Annotated in this window: 19 protein-coding genes; 5 read left to right on the top strand and 14 right to left on the bottom strand. The window is 60.2% G+C overall.

Annotated features, from left to right (window positions below):
* Positions 1 to 57 precede the first annotated feature (57 nt).
* Complete coding sequence (locus tag AB8B33_RS08985) at positions 58 to 1,476, bottom strand: PLP-dependent aminotransferase family protein (protein ID WP_113321800.1); 1,419 nt, start codon at positions 1,474 to 1,476, stop codon at positions 58 to 60.
* 80 nt (positions 1,477 to 1,556) lie between these two features.
* On the opposite strand from AB8B33_RS08985, the gene AB8B33_RS08980 reads away from it, so the two are divergent.
* Positions 1,557 to 1,811, top strand: a complete 255-nt coding sequence (locus AB8B33_RS08980) for a DUF1127 domain-containing protein (RefSeq protein ID WP_439015091.1) — start codon at positions 1,557 to 1,559, stop codon at positions 1,809 to 1,811.
* 8 nt (positions 1,812 to 1,819) lie between these two features.
* On the opposite strand, the gene AB8B33_RS08975 is transcribed toward AB8B33_RS08980, so the two are convergent.
* From AB8B33_RS08975 to AB8B33_RS08945, 7 genes are all read right to left on the bottom strand, one after another.
* Positions 1,820 to 2,224 (bottom strand): hypothetical protein, encoded by a 405-nt coding sequence (locus tag AB8B33_RS08975; RefSeq protein WP_113321798.1) that lies wholly within the window; start codon positions 2,222 to 2,224, stop codon positions 1,820 to 1,822.
* 23 nt (positions 2,225 to 2,247) lie between these two features.
* The gene (purQ, locus tag AB8B33_RS08970; RefSeq protein WP_439015090.1) at positions 2,248 to 2,919 is read right to left on the bottom strand and encodes a phosphoribosylformylglycinamidine synthase subunit PurQ; all 672 of its coding nucleotides are present in this window, start codon (positions 2,917 to 2,919) and stop codon (positions 2,248 to 2,250) included.
* Positions 2,916 to 3,467: an RNA 2'-phosphotransferase gene (locus tag AB8B33_RS08965; protein WP_439015089.1), complete on the bottom strand. Its 552-nt coding sequence runs from the start codon at positions 3,465 to 3,467 to the stop codon at positions 2,916 to 2,918. Before AB8B33_RS08965 ends, purQ begins: the two co-directional genes overlap by 4 nt.
* Positions 3,468 to 3,511: 44 nt before the next feature.
* A complete protein-coding gene (purS, locus tag AB8B33_RS08960; protein WP_007826230.1) occupies positions 3,512 to 3,754 on the bottom strand; it encodes a phosphoribosylformylglycinamidine synthase subunit PurS in 243 nt (80 codons plus the stop codon).
* A 15-nt stretch (positions 3,755 to 3,769) separates the two neighbouring features.
* Entirely contained in the window at positions 3,770 to 4,534 is a 765-nt protein-coding gene (gene purC / locus AB8B33_RS08955) for a phosphoribosylaminoimidazolesuccinocarboxamide synthase (RefSeq protein WP_007826228.1), read from the bottom strand.
* A 231-nt stretch (positions 4,535 to 4,765) separates the two neighbouring features.
* Positions 4,766 to 7,066 carry an EAL domain-containing protein gene (locus tag AB8B33_RS08950; RefSeq protein WP_113321795.1) on the bottom strand — a complete coding sequence of 767 codons (2,301 nt, stop codon included), beginning with the start codon at positions 7,064 to 7,066 and terminating at the stop codon, positions 4,766 to 4,768.
* A gap of 107 nt (positions 7,067 to 7,173) precedes the next feature.
* The gene (locus tag AB8B33_RS08945) at positions 7,174 to 7,728 is read right to left on the bottom strand and encodes an RBBP9/YdeN family alpha/beta hydrolase (RefSeq protein WP_007826223.1); all 555 of its coding nucleotides are present in this window, start codon (positions 7,726 to 7,728) and stop codon (positions 7,174 to 7,176) included.
* 161 nt (positions 7,729 to 7,889) lie between these two features.
* Here AB8B33_RS08945 and AB8B33_RS08940 point away from each other — a divergent pair, with 161 nt between their 5' ends.
* Both AB8B33_RS08940 and AB8B33_RS08935 read left to right on the top strand, forming a co-directional pair.
* Complete coding sequence (locus tag AB8B33_RS08940; RefSeq protein ID WP_310388226.1) at positions 7,890 to 8,693, top strand: DUF2189 domain-containing protein; 804 nt, start codon at positions 7,890 to 7,892, stop codon at positions 8,691 to 8,693.
* Positions 8,694 to 8,817: 124 nt separating this feature from the next.
* A complete protein-coding gene (locus AB8B33_RS08935) occupies positions 8,818 to 9,279 on the top strand; it encodes a low affinity iron permease family protein (RefSeq protein ID WP_113321803.1) in 462 nt (153 codons plus the stop codon).
* Positions 9,280 to 9,324: 45 nt separating this feature from the next.
* Here AB8B33_RS08935 and purB read toward each other — a convergent pair whose 3' ends face one another.
* From purB to AB8B33_RS08910, 5 genes are all read right to left on the bottom strand, one after another.
* A complete protein-coding gene (gene purB, locus AB8B33_RS08930; protein WP_025668863.1) occupies positions 9,325 to 10,632 on the bottom strand; it encodes an adenylosuccinate lyase in 1,308 nt (435 codons plus the stop codon).
* A gap of 62 nt (positions 10,633 to 10,694) precedes the next feature.
* Positions 10,695 to 11,180 (bottom strand): hypothetical protein, encoded by a 486-nt coding sequence (locus tag AB8B33_RS08925; protein WP_439015088.1) that lies wholly within the window; start codon positions 11,178 to 11,180, stop codon positions 10,695 to 10,697.
* Between the two features lie 2 nt (positions 11,181 to 11,182).
* Positions 11,183 to 11,911 (bottom strand): DUF2259 domain-containing protein, encoded by a 729-nt coding sequence (locus AB8B33_RS08920; RefSeq protein ID WP_310388221.1) that lies wholly within the window; start codon positions 11,909 to 11,911, stop codon positions 11,183 to 11,185.
* Entirely contained in the window at positions 11,911 to 12,588 is a 678-nt protein-coding gene (gene rpe, locus AB8B33_RS08915; RefSeq protein WP_113321791.1) for a ribulose-phosphate 3-epimerase, read from the bottom strand. The genes AB8B33_RS08920 and rpe overlap by 1 nt, the downstream gene beginning before the upstream one ends.
* A 57-nt stretch (positions 12,589 to 12,645) precedes the next feature.
* Positions 12,646 to 13,728 (bottom strand): branched-chain amino acid ABC transporter substrate-binding protein, encoded by a 1,083-nt coding sequence (locus tag AB8B33_RS08910; protein ID WP_439015087.1) that lies wholly within the window; start codon positions 13,726 to 13,728, stop codon positions 12,646 to 12,648.
* Between the two features lie 172 nt (positions 13,729 to 13,900).
* Here AB8B33_RS08910 and AB8B33_RS08905 point away from each other — a divergent pair, with 172 nt between their 5' ends.
* Positions 13,901 to 14,395, top strand: coding sequence for a flavin reductase family protein (locus AB8B33_RS08905; RefSeq protein WP_113185176.1), 495 nt, complete (start codon positions 13,901 to 13,903; stop codon positions 14,393 to 14,395).
* Positions 14,396 to 14,424: 29 nt separating this feature from the next.
* Positions 14,425 to 14,742, top strand: a complete 318-nt coding sequence (locus AB8B33_RS08900) for a TfoX/Sxy family protein (protein WP_113321788.1) — start codon at positions 14,425 to 14,427, stop codon at positions 14,740 to 14,742.
* Here the strand turns inward: AB8B33_RS08900 and AB8B33_RS08895 are convergent, their stop codons facing one another.
* Entirely contained in the window at positions 14,743 to 15,165 is a 423-nt protein-coding gene (locus tag AB8B33_RS08895) for an NUDIX domain-containing protein (protein ID WP_439015086.1), read from the bottom strand.
* Positions 15,166 to 15,171 lie beyond the last annotated feature (6 nt).

The raw sequence follows: 15,171 nt of genomic DNA, 5'->3' as shown, positions 1-15,171 counted from the left end.
AGCGCTCGCATCCGGATCGTGGCTTTTTCCACAATCCTGACACCAATTTGCAACAGTTCAGATCTCTCCGTCATAGGCGGAGCCGCCATTTTCCAATAGGCGTTTCAATATCATAAGACCCGACACAAGCTCGTTTCTATCCTTCGGCGAGGAGAAACCGATGCGCACGCGGTGATAGACCTTCTCGCCACGCGCGGCCTTGAACTCGTCCTCGTCATCGACAAGCACGCCATCGCGGAAGGCGGCATTCTTGAAGGTGCCGGACAGCCAGGGTTCCGGCAGTTTCAGCCACAGGAAGGGCGCATGCGGGTGGGATTCGAAATCGAATCCCCGCATGACCTCACGGGCGAGGCCCACGCGGGCCGATAGCTCCACGACACTTGCATTGCGGATCTCGTGCGCCTTGCCGCTCTGGACGAGCCGCGCACAGGTTTCGGCCAGAATGAAGGGCAGGCCGCCCGTGACCATCTTGTGCGTGACCTTGATGCGCTGGGCGAAATGTGGCGGGCAGGCGACCCAGCCGCCACGCACGCCGGCAGCAACCGATTTCGACAGGCCGTTGACCAGGAAGGTGCGATCGGGCGCGATTGCGGCAAGCAGCGGCGTAGCGTCATTCGCCATGCCGCCATAGAGATCGTCCTCGATGATCCACACGCCATGCCGTCTGGCGATATCCGCAATGGCGACGCGCCGCTCATAGGGCATGATGGCAAGGGTCGGATTGTGGACCGTCGGCATCAGGAAGATCAGCTTCGGATGCTGCTGCTGGCAGAGCCGCTCGAAATCCTCGGGAATAACGCCGTTCTCATCCGACTCGACCGTCAGCGTGCGCCGCCCGAGCAGGCGGACGCTGCGGCTGACCTGCGTATAGGTGAGGTTTTCGAAAACGATCTTGTCACCGGGTGCAGATACGGCGGCGATGACGGCAATTGCCGCCGCATGCGCGCCGAGCGTCGGAACGACATTTTCGACCTCCGGCGACCAGTCGTTGCGCGCCAGCCAGAGACGACCTGCCTCGAACCAGTTCCGCGGGAAGCTGCGTGAATAGGAGGAGATTTCCGCCAGATGCTGCTCGCCGATCTCGGCCATGATGCCGGCGATCACCTTGCCCTGACCAAGATCGGGGGCGGCGGTCGTGTCGAAGCGGAGCTTGTTTGCCGGGGCGTCTGCAATGCGGGTGCCGCTCAGCGAAAGGGTAAGGGGATCCGTCTGTTCGCTCGGGGGCGTATCGGCACGATCGAGTACATAGGTGCCGCGGCCGACTTCACCGGCGACGAGGCCACGCTCATGAACCAGCGCATAGGCTCGGCCGATTGTTCCGATTGTCACCCCGATGTCATAAGCGAGATTTCGCTGCGGCGGCAGCTTGGCTCCCGCCGGCAAAGCGCCGGAAGCAATGGCGGATTCGATATTGTCCGCAAGCCGCATATAGACTGGGCCGGAGCCCTGCGAGAGATCTGGGAGCCAATTTGTCATGGTGACAATGAATAGATTGTCACCCTCTTGCTGTCAATACTATGTGACAATCACTGGAGCGGAAACAACAGGAGCCAAGGATGTCCGTTGTACCTCAAATGAAGAACCAGATTGTATCGATTGTCTCTATCGATAGCCCACACGAAATTGTCCTCCCGAGGCAGGCGCCGGCAACGACTCGGCTCGGCCGCCTGTGGGCAGTCTTCGTTCTGTGGCAACAGAAGCGGGAGGGGCGCCTGGCGTTGCGCGGACTGACAGCGGATCAACTCAAGGATATCGGCCTGTCGCGGTCCGATGCCGCACGCGAAGTCAGCAAATCGTTTTTCTGGGATTAAGCCAAAGCTTAGCTGCAGGCGCGATTGCCGCCCGACCAGCGGGTGACATCGGCGGCGATGCGGCCGGCGACCGGCTCGGACATCATGGGGCCGAACGCCTGCATCTTGGCCGGATTGCCTTCGGCCTGCACGACGAGCAGCGGCCGGCTTTCAGGGCTGCCCTTGTGCACGACGAGAATGCGCGGACGACCGGAGAAGGAATTGAGTTCCGGTGCGAGCTTGTAGGCCGCAAAAGCCGCATCGCCCGACTTGAACCAGCAACCATTGGCGCCGAGCGCCACACGCTCCATCGTCGACAACGCACTGCGGTCCGGTCCCTTTGCAGGCGTCGAGGACTGGCAGGCAGCAACGAGTGCGGCAAGGCCGGCAAAGGCAGCAGCGTTAGCGATGGCTGCGAAAAGGCGAGGGTGCATCTATCTTGCTCTTCGGCCAGAATTCAGGCGGCGATGACGTCGAGCGCCGAGGCGAAGAGGCCGCGGCCATCCGAACCGCCATGAGCGGCTTCGATGAGATTTTCCGGATGCGGCATCATGCCGAGCACATTGCCCTTGGCGTTCATAACGCCGGCAATGTCGTTGACCGAACCATTGGGATTGGTGCCTTCGGCATAGCGGAAAACGACCTGGCCGTTGCCTTCGATGGCAGCGAGCGTTTCCGTGTCGGCAAAATAGTTGCCGTCGTGATGGGCGACCGGGCAGCGGATGATCTGGCCTTTTTCATAGGCGCGGGAAAAATCCGTCTCGGCGTTGACGACTTCGAGCTTGATCTCGCGGCAGACGAATTTCAGGGAGGCGTTGCGCATCAGCGCGCCCGGCAGAAGGCCGGCCTCGACCAGAATCTGGAAACCGTTGCAGACGCCGAGCACCTTCACGCCTTCGTTCGCCTTCTCGATGATCGCCTGCATGACCGGCATGCGAGCAGCGATCGCTCCGCAGCGCAGGTAATCGCCATAGGAGAAGCCGCCGGGAATGACGATCAGGTCGACATCAGGGATTTCCGTTTCCGTCTGCCAGATCGTCACCGGCTGGTGACCGGAAATCTTGGTGAGAGCGGCGATCATGTCCCGATCGCGGTTGAGGCCCGGAAGTTGAACGACGGCTGATTTCATAAGGTCCCCGCGTTTGGCGAAAGATATTGAACTGGAACGCTTTCGGCGAGCCATACTCCATTGTCTGAGACAAAGAAAGAATGACCCTCTGAAAACATGCGTGCTGCGTCTACACGCAGGATAATAGTGTCGCCCTTGCGGCGTGTTGCGACGATCTTGGCCGTATCGACATCCGCCGAGAGATGGACGTGGCGCCGTTCCATCTTCTTCAGGCCTTCGCGCTCGATCAGGGGCCAGTTCACGAGTGACGTACCGTGAAAAAGAATTGCAGGCGGCTGGACCGCCTTCAACGCAAGATCGATTTCGACGCTGTGGCCCTGGTTGGCGCGAATTCTGTTATTGACGAGTGCAAAGCGCTTCTTCGAGTTGTTCTCGATGATCCCGATAATATCGGCACGGGAGATGTCGTATTTCGACGTCACCGCCTTTTCGAATGCATCGAAGGATACCCAGCCCTCGGCATCAAGCGTCAGGCCTGCGGCTTCCGGCGCATGGCGCAAAACATAGCTCATGAATTTCGAGACTTCCGTCTCCAGCTTTGCTTCCATGACGCTTCATCCTGAAGGCCCGCCGCGTGGCGGGCCTATGATCGTCAGTCGATCGCGATCGCGTAGTTCTCGATGACCGTGTTTGCGAGGAGTTTCTCGCACATGGCCTTGAGGTCGGCTTCGGCCTTGGCCTTGTCGGTGCCTTCGAGCTCCAGGTCGAAGACCTTGCCCTGGCGTACATGACCGACACCGCCGAAGCCGAGGGCGCCGAGCGCGCCTTCGATGGCTTTGCCCTGAGGATCGAGAACGCCGTTTTTCAGCGTGACAGTGACGCGAGCCTTGATCACTTGTTTTCCCTGCTTTTACTTGACCAGAACGGGGCCAGTGCCGCGCACGGGCTCGTTTTCATTGATGATACCGAGACGGCGCGCAACTTCGGAATAGGCTTCCAGCAGACCGCCCATATCGCGGCGGAAGAGGTCCTTGTCCATCTTCTTGTGGGTCTCGATATCCCAGAGGCGGCAGCTGTCCGGCGAGATTTCGTCAGCCAGGATGATGCGCATCATGTCGCCTTCGAAAAGGCGGCCGCATTCGATCTTGAAATCGACGAGCTGGATGCCGACGCCGAGGAAGAGGCCGGTCATGAAGTCGTTGACGCGAATGGCAAGCGCCATGATGTCGTCGAGCTCAGCCGGATTGGCCCAGCCGAAGGCGGTGATGTGCTCTTCGGAGACCATCGGATCTTCGAGCGCATCGGACTTGTAGTAGAATTCGATGATCGAGCGCGGCAGGACCACGCCTTCCTCGATGCCGAGGCGCTTGGCGAGCGAGCCGGCGGCGACGTTGCGCACGACGATCTCAAGCGGGATCATCTCCACTTCCTTGATCAGCTGCTCGCGCATGTTGAGCCGGCGGATGAAGTGGGTGGGAATACCAATCTTGTTCAGATGGCTGAAGATATATTCAGAAATACGGTTGTTGAGGACGCCTTTGCCATCAATGACTTCGTGTTTCTTCTTGTTGAAAGCAGTGGCATCGTCCTTGAAGAACTGGATCAGCGTGCCCGGTTCAGGCCCTTCATACAGAATCTTTGCCTTGCCCTCGTAGATACGGCGGCGACGGTTCATTGTGGTTATTCTCTAGCTGTTGGCGCTCTTGGGATAGCGCGCGTGGATCGATCTCGTGGCGTCCCCTTAAAGGAAAAGAGAGAGTTTCACAATCCGCCTGTCACTCCTTCCCCGGTTTCCGGCCTTGGGCGGGAAAACCGCAATGAGAATCGAAATCTTGCCAAGGAAAGACTACCGCCTTTTTCTTTACGGTGGAATGAAGGCAAAATCTCGGAGGGGTTATACAGGTCTTTATCCGGAGGCTGTTTTGGAGATGGGCCGGCCCACGGAATGGCGGAGATCCTTCTGCAGTGCGCGAGCCTCACCCTCCGGTTGCCGCCAGCTTTCGCCACGGATGAAAGCCGGGAACTGTAGGCCGGACATCGGCCGGGCGAGCGCATAGCCCTGCAGCATGTCGCAGCCGAGCTCCTGCAGGATGCGGACGTGATCGGCGGTCTCGACACCTTCTGCGGTGACGAGAATATTCAGCGAGCGGCCGATCTCGATGATGGAACGCACGAGCTTGCGCTGCTCGGCCGATTGCGGCAGGTGCCTGATCAGCTCCCGATCGATCTTCAGTGTTTTCGGGCTCAGCCGCAGCAAGCTGACGATCGAGGCATGACCGGTGCCGAAATCATCGACCTCAATGTCGATGCCGAGCTTCTTCAGCTTTTTGAGATTGGCGGTGACCGCCTCGTCGCAATCGTCAAGCGAGATCGATTCTAGCAGTTCGAATGAGACCGTGCCGGGCTCGATCTTCAGCGAGCGCAGCTTCTTGCCAAGCTGCGGATCGGAGAGTCTCCGGCCGGAGACATTGACGGAGATGCGGGGAATAGTGAAGCCTTCGCGGATCCAGGCTTTCCGGTCGGCGATCGCCTGTTCGAGGATCAGCGCATCGATGGTCGAGACGACGTCGAGATCCTCGGCAATGTCGAGGAAGCGATCCGGCGCCAGCAGTCCGTGTTCCGGATGCTGCCAGCGGGCCAGCGTCTCGATGCCGGCGATATCGAGCGTGCGGGCATCGAACTGCGGCTGATAGAAGGGCACGAATTCGTTGCGCTCCAGGCCGATCAGGATTTCATCGGCAAGGCGCTTGGCCGTCAGGATCGTACGGCGTGCAGCATTGGAGAAGAATTCGTGGCGGTTGCGGCCGGAGCCCTTGGCCCGGTAGAGCGCGATATCAGCATTGAGCAGGAGCTGCTTTTCGTCGAGCTTGGGGCCGCTATCGATGGCGATGCCGATGCTGGCGCCGAAGCGGCAATCATGCCCCTCGTATTTGATGGGTTTGCGCAGCTCGCGGATGATGCGCTCGGCGACGGTGGCAATCTTCTTCGAGGGAGTGTCGACGATGCAGAGAACGACGAATTCATCGCCGCCGATGCGCGCGACGAAATCGGTGCCGCGAATGGAATCGCGCAGCACCCGGGCAGCATGTTTGAGCATATAATCGCCGGCGCGGTGGCCGAGCGTATCGTTGATCTGCTTGAAGCGGTCGAGATCGATATGAAGGATGGCAAGCGCCAGACCTTCCTCGCGACAATGGGCGGAGAGTTCCTCCAGCATCTTGTCGAGATAGCGACGGTTCGGCAGGCCGGTCAGATAATCATGGAACGCCAGATGCTCGATGCTTTCCTTGGCGGCTTCGAGTTCGCGGTTGCGTGCTTCTGCAAGATCCTTGGCGCGCCGCAACTCGTTGCGCAGCGCCACTTCCTCCGTCACGTCCCAATTGGCGCCGATCAGCTTGCGGCAGCCATTGCCGTCGACGAAGAAGGCCGAGCGGGCACGGATGATGCGCTCGGCGCCATCGCCTCTGATGATACGAAATTCCTGATGAAAGCCGGTCTCGTTGTTGACGTTGCTTTCGACGGTTTCGTTGACGCGATCGCGATCGTCAGGATGAACAGTGCTGAGCCAGGCATTGGCTGCGGAGAAACGATCGGCATCCTTCAGTCCGTAAATGGCAATAAGGCGGTCGTCCCATTCGACGGTCCCGTGATCGATATCGGCTTCGAAAACGCCGATATCGCTGATCTGCAAAGCGAGGTCGAGGCGGCGGGAGAGCTGCGCGAGCATCTCCTCGGTTTCCTTGCGCGCGGTGATGTCCGTGTCCGTGCCGACGACGCGCTGAGCAGCGCCGTTCTCATCCCACTCGACGGGTGCGCCGCGGCATTCGATCCAGACCCAGTGGCCGTCCTTGTGGCGCTCTCGATACTGGAAGACATGATAGTCGGGGTCGCCAGCATTCTGGCGCTCGATGGCGTTGACGACGAAATCGCGATCATCGGGATGAACGAGCTGCAGCCAGGCCTCGTAGTCGCCGTCGGCCTCCTCATCCGGCGCCATGCCGCGTATGCTCTTCCAGGTCTGCGAGTAATATTTCTTGTCGAGGCGGTAATTGTGGTCCCAGACACCGAGCCCGGAGCCAACGAGCGCATAATTCCATCGGCTTTCGCGCTCCGCAATGTCGGAATCGTCGGTGTAGCTTGCGAACCCATCGGCCGCCGGCTCGTCGCAACTGACATTGGCGGCTTTTGGCGGGTGGGTTTGCTTCACGGGCGCTCTCGCTTTTCTGGCGTCAGCGCAGTCTGCGGTCTTTCCATTAAGAAATGCTTAGAAAGCGATCGCTTAATTCACTGGAAATGCCGGATTTTTTGGCTTTCTCAGCCGGGCAAGCGGCTGAGAAACTGGGCAAAGACCATCGTGCCTTCCGGCCAGGGGCCGTGGCCGGATTCCGAGTTAATGTGACCGGACTCGCCCGCATCCACAAGGAAAGAACCCCAGCTGTTAGCGATGTCATCAGCATGCTCATAGGTGCCGAAGGGATCGTTGCGGCTGGCGACCGTAATCGAGGGGAAAGGTAACGGATCGCGCGGGTAGGGGCCGAAGGTCATGAGATGCTTCGGGCGGATATCCGGATTGGCAACATCGGGCGGCGCGACGAAGAAGGCGCCGGCTACGCGCTTTTGAAACAGCGGAATTGCGTGGATCACCGATGGCACCCCGAGGGAATGAGCGATGAGCACCACGGGGCGTGTCGAGGCATTCACCGCTTCGGCGATGCGGGCAGTCCAGTCCTCGCGCACGGGCTTGGACCATTCCGCCTGCTCGACTCGGCGCGCGGTGCTGAGTTTCGCTTCCCAACGGCTCTGCCAATGGTCGGGGCCGGAATTGGTATAGCCGGGAATGATGAGGATATCTGCGTCTGAAGCTTTCATGGTGCCGCCGATGTGAGAAAGCTTAACCGCGATGTCAAGGGAAAGAGCGACTTAGCTCAAAAAATTTGCTAACGTGGCTTTATGCCGGTTGCGTTCTCGTGTCGGCCCCTTGTTGCCGACACATTCGCCTCCGGTTCATCTTGGCTGAGGAGGAGAAAGCCATGACGACATTTCATGTCATGACGGGTGCTGGCGAGAGCTTCGCACGGCCCGTGGTCAACAGGATCAGCGTAGCCGACGTCTTCGACGCGCTCAGGCTGGGTTTCGAGGATTTCCGCGAGAAGCCTTCGCATTACGTTTTCCTGTGTCTCATGTATCCGATCGCCGGTATCTTCCTGACGATGTTGAGCTCGGGCGCCAATCTCGCACCGATGATCTTTCCGCTGATGTCGGGCTTTGTGCTGATCGGCCCGATAGCCGCGATCGGCCTCTACGAAATCAGCCGCCGGCGCGAGGCCGGACTCGATTCCTCTTGGAAACATGCACTCGATGTCCGCCATTCGCCGGCTTTGCCGTCGATCATCGCCGTCGGCCTCCTGCTGTTCGGGATATTCACCGTCTGGCTGGTCACGGCGCAAACCATCTATACAGGCCTTCTTGGCGAGGTCTTCCCGCGCTCCATGTCGCTCTTCCTGCAGCAAGTGTTCGGTACGCCGGAAGGCATGCAGCTCATCCTGTGGGGTAATCTAGTCGGCCTCGGCTTTGCGTTCGTCGTACTGGCGATCACCGTCGTGACCTTCCCGATGCTGCTCGACAGGGACTGCGGGGCGGTGGCCGCGATGGTCGCCTCGATCCGGGCAACCTTCGTCAATCCGATACCGGTATTGCTCTGGGGCCTGATCGTTGCCGCGTCGCTCGTCATCGGCACAATCCCGCTCTTTGTCGGCCTCGCACTCGTCATCCCAATCCTCGGCCATGCGACCTGGCATCTTTACCGGAAGCTGATCGCCCGCGAAGCCATGTAATGGCAACATCCCGGGGGTGTCGCGAATTTGCGCGATGCCCCGGAATTTCAACAGAGCCCGGAACCTCGGAACCTTGCTTGGAGTTTGTCTTGTGCCGACTTCGAAGGAGGATTTCAAGGTGACCATACGCCATGTGTTTGCCCACTTCGCAACCAAGATATCGGAGTGGGCGGGCAAGCCGGTGACCTTCATTCTGGCGCTTATCGCCGTCATTATCTGGGCTGCTCTCGGCCCCGTCTTCGACTACTCGGAAACCTGGCAGCTGGTGATCAACACCGGTACGACGATCATCACCTTCCTGATGGTCTTCGTGCTGCAGAATGCGCAGACACGCGATACGCGGGCCATCCAGGCAAAGCTCAACGAAATCATCCTGACGAGCCATGCCGAGAACCGCTTCATCGGCATCGAAAATCTCGACGAAGAAGACCTCAAGCACCTCGACTTGCTGGTGGCCAAGGCGGCTAAGGGCCGGGGTGAGACAGAGGTTTGTGAGATATCGGATGAGCCGGGCGATACATCGATCGGCAAGCCGGAGAAAAAGAAGCGCGCTGCGCCGGCGACTACGTCCCGGAAGCGAAAATGAAAACGGCGCCTCACGGGCGCCGTCTCATGACCTGTCTTGTGCCGATCAAGCTTCGCCGAAGACGCGGCGGAAGATCGTGTCGACATGCTTGGTGTGATAACCGAGATCGAATTTCTCGCGGAGATCCGCCTCGGAGAGTGCAGCGCGCACCTCGGCATCGGCCAGCAGTTCTTCGAGGAAATCCTTGCCCTGTTCCCAGACCTTCATGGCGTTGCGCTGCACGAGGCGATAGGCATCCTCGCGGGAGGTGCCGGCCTGCGTCAGCGCCAGGAGAACGCGCTGCGAATGGACAAGGCCGCGGAACTTGTCGAGGTTCTTCATCATGTTCTCGGGATAGACCACGAGCTTTTCGATGACGCCGGCGAGACGGTTCAGCGCGAAGTCGAGGGTAACAGTGGTATCCGGGCCGATGGCGCGCTCGACGCTCGAATGGCTGATGTCGCGCTCATGCCAGAGCGCCACGTTTTCCATCGCGGGTACGACCGACATGCGCACGAGACGCGCAAGGCCGGTCAGGTTTTCAGTCAAGACCGGGTTGCGCTTGTGCGGCATGGCCGAAGAGCCCTTCTGGCCCGGCGAGAAGAATTCTTCCGCCTCCAGCACTTCGGTGCGCTGCATGTGGCGTATTTCGATCGCGACGTTTTCGATCGACGAGCCGATGACACCGAGGGTGGCGAAGAACATGGCATGGCGGTCACGCGGGATGACCTGCGTGGAAACGGGTTCCGGAACGAGGCCGAGTGCTGCGCAGACATGCTCTTCGACAACAGGGTCGATATTGGCGAAGGTGCCGACAGCGCCGGAGATGGCCCCCGTCGCGATTTCGGCGCGGGCGGCAACGAGGCGGGCGCGGTTGCGGCTCATCTCGGCGTAGAAGCGGGCGAAGGTCAGGCCCATTGTCGTCGGCTCGGCATGGATGCCGTGGCTGCGGCCGATGCGGATCGTGTCCTTGTGTTCGAAGGCGCGCGTCTTCAGCGCTGTCAGAACACGGTCCATGTCGGCGAGCAGGATATCGGCAGCGCGCACGAGCTGTATGTTGAACGTGGTGTCGAGCACGTCGGAGGAGGTCATGCCCTGATGGACGAAGCGGGCGTCCGGGCCGACGATTTCCGCAAGATGCGTCAGGAAGGCGATGACGTCATGTTTGGTGACGGCCTCGATCTCATCGATGCGGGCAACGTCGAAAGTCGCCTTGCCGCCCTTTTCCCAGATGGTGGCGGCTGCCGACTTCGGGATCACTCCGAGGTCTGCCAGCGCGTCGCAGGCATGGGCCTCGATCTCGAACCAGATGCGGAACTTGGTTTCGGGAGACCAGATGGCGACCATATCGGGCCGGGAATAACGAGGGATCATGGACGAGCGCCTTCATTTCGTGACAGTAGCTGCGGCCCCTGTAGCAAAGACGGCCGGCAATCTCAACGCATGCGTTTGGCAAGAGCCAGGCTGGTGACAAAAAGACAGACCAGTCCGAGGGGCAAAAACAGCCCCAGGCCAAGGACAAGGAACTGATAAACCGCGCTGGCGCCGGTAAAGACAAACTGGAACATCCAGATGACCGAGCCGAACGGCGAATGCCAGCGGGAATAGAAAATCCGGTAGTCCATGGCGAAGAGAAAGGCCGTCATCAGGACCGTGCCCATCGTCAGCACCAGGAAGAATGCGGCAAAACGCGCCTCCGCCTGATGGCCGAGCGCAAGATAACGCCCGGCAAGCAAGTTAAAGGGCCAGGAGAGCAGCCCGCCGCCGAAATAAAGGATGGAGAGATCGAGCACATGGCTCGTCTCCATGCCATTGCGCAGATAGAGGCCGGCCAAGGCGGAGAGCAGCATCTGGACGCCCCATAGCGGGGCGCCGATGAAAAGTTCTGATAAGGACGGCCATGCCGCCCGCAAACGGTTCATTCTCAGGGGTGAACCGGAACGGCGATCCAGCGGCCGTTGCGGCCGTCAGGAGAGGCGCTCAGCGCCAGGATGAGGGCGATATGGACAGGCTTGCCCGATTCCGGCTGATAGACGAGGGCGCCGCCCATGCGATATTCCACAGTACAGCCGCGATCTGCCGGCAGCGACTTGTCCTCATGCACTAGCTGGCGGTTCGGCGCACCGTCCTTCTCGATGAGCTGCAGGGTGAAGCCGATGACGCGGTTGACGTCCTTGCAGCTTTCCGGCTTGGCGACTTCGGCATCGCCGAGCAGCAGCGAATAGGCGCCCCGCGGCGGGCCGTCACTTGCGATTGTCGTGTAACGGATCGTCTTCATCGGCGAGCCGAGTTCGGTCGGCGGGTTGAAGGCGGCGATCAGGCCGGGATTGGTCAGAAGGTTGTACTTGTCCATCTGCTGGCGGGCTGCCGTCAGATTCTGGCGGCGTGCCTTGGACAGATCGGCATCCTTGTCGGTCAATTCCAAATGAAAGGGCGTGCCCTCGAGATCAGCACCCGTTTCGGTATTGATGAAATAGGTCTCCGAATAGGGGATCTTGCCATCCTTCATGCCGAATTCCTGGAAGGCAAAGACCTTGCCGTCGGCGGAGAAGCCGACAGGCTGCATATTGGCGATATCGCCAGCAGAGGCCGTGGCCGCCATGCCGGTCAGCAAGACGGCGAAAAACCCGCCCATGAACATGCGCTTCGTCATCAGCGAGCTCCCTCAGCCGCGTTGCGAAGGGCGGTAATGGCCTGGCGATAGGTCTCGACCGAGCCGCCCTTGAAAATTGCCGATCCGGCGACGAGCACATTGCCGCCGGCCTTTGCCACGGCAGGCGCGGTATCGACCGTCACACCGCCGTCCACCTCAAGCTCGATCGGGCGATCACCGATGAGTGACTTCGCCGCTGCGATCTTGTCTGCCATTGCCGGAATGAATTTCTGGCCGCCGAAACCGGGGTTGACGGACATAATGAGAATGAGGTCGACATCGTCAAGCACGTTCTCGACCACCGAAAGCGGCGTTGCCGGATTGAGGGTGACGCCGACCTTCTTGCCGAGATGGCGGATCGTCTGCAGCGAGCGGTGCAGGTGCGGTCCGGCCTCTGCATGCACGGTTATGCGATCACAGCCGGCCTTTGCGAAAGCCTCCAGATAGGGATCGGCCGGCGAGATCATCAGATGGCAATCGAAGGTCGCATCCGTATAGGAGCGCAACGACTTGATGACATCGGGGCCGAAGGAGATGTTCGGCACGAAATGGCCGTCCATGACGTCGAGATGGATCCAGTCGGCGCCGGCCGCAGTGACGTTGCGTACTTCCTCGCCGAGTTTTGCAAAATCTGCCGCCAGGATCGATGGGGCGATGCGGATGGGCAGTGTCGTCATGATCTCGGTCTCCTCTCAACCGGAAGCGGCGAGCGCCTCACGGCAAATTTCAATAGGTCAATCTGTCCCATCGGCCGGCGGGACGAAAGTGTCGCCGCGCCATTCGAGAAGACGATAGGGATTTTGCGACAGTTCGTGGGCTGGCGTGAAGATGACCGGGCCGATCGGCGTATTGAACTGCGTTGCGATCAGTTTTTCGGCCACCGGCTTGCCTTCGGCCACCGCTGCCTGCACGGCCTGATCGGCAATCAGCGCGGCTGCGGCTGCCGGCAGAACATAACCTTCCGGTTCGGTTCCGGCTGCGCGCAAGGCCTCGACGGTCGCAGCCGCATCCGGCAGAAGCGCATATTCGGGAATGGCAACGGCGCGTACGCCATCAGCCAGCGCCAGCGGCTGGTTTGCAGCGCGCATCGCGTCGCCGCTCAGAATGTCGAGCGGGATATTTTCAGCCTTGGCGTCACGGGCGATGATGGCGACATCGTTCCTGTCACCGCCGATGAAGACCTTGGTGGCGCCGGCCCGCTTCAGGCGGCGCACGAGGCCGATCTGTTGTTCCTGTCCCGGCCGGTAGGTGTCGGTGAAAACAGGCTTCAAGCCATTTTCTTCCAGTGCGTTGCGCACGGCTTCCGTCAGTTCGCGGCCATGGATCGTGCCGTCCTCGATGAGGGCGATCGGAGACGCCGTCCATTGCTGCAGGATGATCTGAATGATCCTGGCGGCTTCATCGCTATCCTGCGGACCGAGGCGGAAGAGGGGCCAGCCGTTCTTCAGCGAATCCTCCATCAGGATGCGCGAGCGTACCGACACGGTGATGACGGGAATATTGGCGTCCTTCAGCTTCGGCAGGGCGCCTTCCAGCGTCTCGCTGCAGAGGAAGCCGATGGCGATCTGAACCTTTGCAGCGATCAGCGCATCGGCGATCGCCTGGCCGCTATTGTCCTGGCAGGTCTCATTGACAGGAACGACCGTATTGCCCGCCCGCTGGATCTCAAAATTCGCGCCGGCGGAAATCTGTGCGCCGAGCGAGGCGAAAGTGCCCTCTCGCGGCGCCACGACGCCGATCGTCACGCCGGCCGCGCGGCCTTCGGCCGTCAACGCCATGAGCGACAGAAGGGCGGCTATGACACGCAGGGTCATCATGAAAGGTGCAGGTCTCTCGTCTTGTCCATGCCCTTTTATCCGCACGGCGGCAATCGTCAAAGAAAAACAAGCGTGTTCTGCAGCTTTTAGAGGGTGCCATTGTAGAAAAGGTAACCGATGCCCGCCATATTGGTGAAATAATAAAAACAAGACACTGATTGTGGAGAAGCATGTGTTGAACAGGCAGCATATCGATCCCGGCCTCTATCGCGATGCCATGAGCCGCTATGCCGGCCATGTGCAGCTCGTGACGACGGCGCTCGGTGAAGCCCGCCGTGGCGTCACCATCACGGCTGCCTGCTCGGTGTCCGACAATCCGGCTTCCGTTCTCGTCTGCCTCAGCAACACCAATGCGAAGAACGAGATCTTCTGGCGAAGCGGCATCTTCGCGCTGAACTCGCTCGGCGCCCATCATCAGGGCGTTGCCGATGCCTTTTCAGGCCGCACGCATCTGGAAAACGGAGATCGTTTCTTGAGCGCCCGCTTCGAAACGCTGGCAACGGGCGCGCCCGTACTTGCCGATGCGCTTGCCGTCTTCGACTGCCGGGTGACCGACATCAAGGAAATGCCGACCCATAACGTCATCTTCGGCGAGGTCGCTGCCGTTCGTTTCACCGAGATCCACCCGGCGCTTCTTTATTTGAACCGCGGTTATCACACGATATAGGCTCGGCTGCGCAGGAAAGAGGACAGGCCATGGACAATGCCGGCATCGATGAAATGTTTCAGTCGCTTGGGCCTGTCACCATCAAGCGCATGTTCGGCGGCAAGGGCATCTACCATCTCGGCCGCATCCTGGCGCTCGAGGTGCGCGACGAAATCCTGCTGAAGGCCGATGAAGAGAGCGCACCGGAGTTTGCCGCGGCAGGCGCCAGCCAATGGTTCTACGAGGGCAAGAAGGGAACTCCGGTGAAGATGCCCTATTGGAGCATCCCCGACGAGGCCTATGACGATCCCGATGTCATGGCGCGCTGGGTGCGGCTTGCCTATGAAGCGGCGCTGCGGGCTGAATGATCAGCGCAACTCGCCAGCTGGAAGAGCTGATATCGCGACCCTGGTGAAAGCCGACAGCGGCTCAGGCAGGTCGGCAAGGCCAAACCAGCCGAAATCCGAGAGCTTGTCGGGTTCGGTGAGCTGCGGCTCGCCCGCCACATCGCGGGCGATATAGAGAAGGGAAATCCAGTGCTGGCGGTCGGCCTCGATGATCTGTTCGGTCAAGCCGATCCGCTCGACGCGGCCGATTGTCAGTCCCGTTTCTTCTTCCGCCTCGCGGCGCGCGGCCTCCTCAGCCGGCTCCATATGGTCGACCTTACCGCCGACGATATTCCAGTAGCCGGCTTCAGGCGAACGCACGCGTTTGTAGAGAAGGATTTTGCCGTCGCGCAAAATCACCAGGCCTACACCGAAGCCTGGGAAATCGATGCCGGGCTTGCCCATCGGGCA

The sequence above is a fragment of the Rhizobium sp. 768_B6_N1_8 genome (genome assembly GCF_051811225.1).
In the GTDB taxonomy this organism is placed as follows: Bacteria; Pseudomonadota; Alphaproteobacteria; order Rhizobiales; family Rhizobiaceae; genus Rhizobium.
This window is presented reverse-complemented; position numbering and strand designations above follow the sequence as displayed.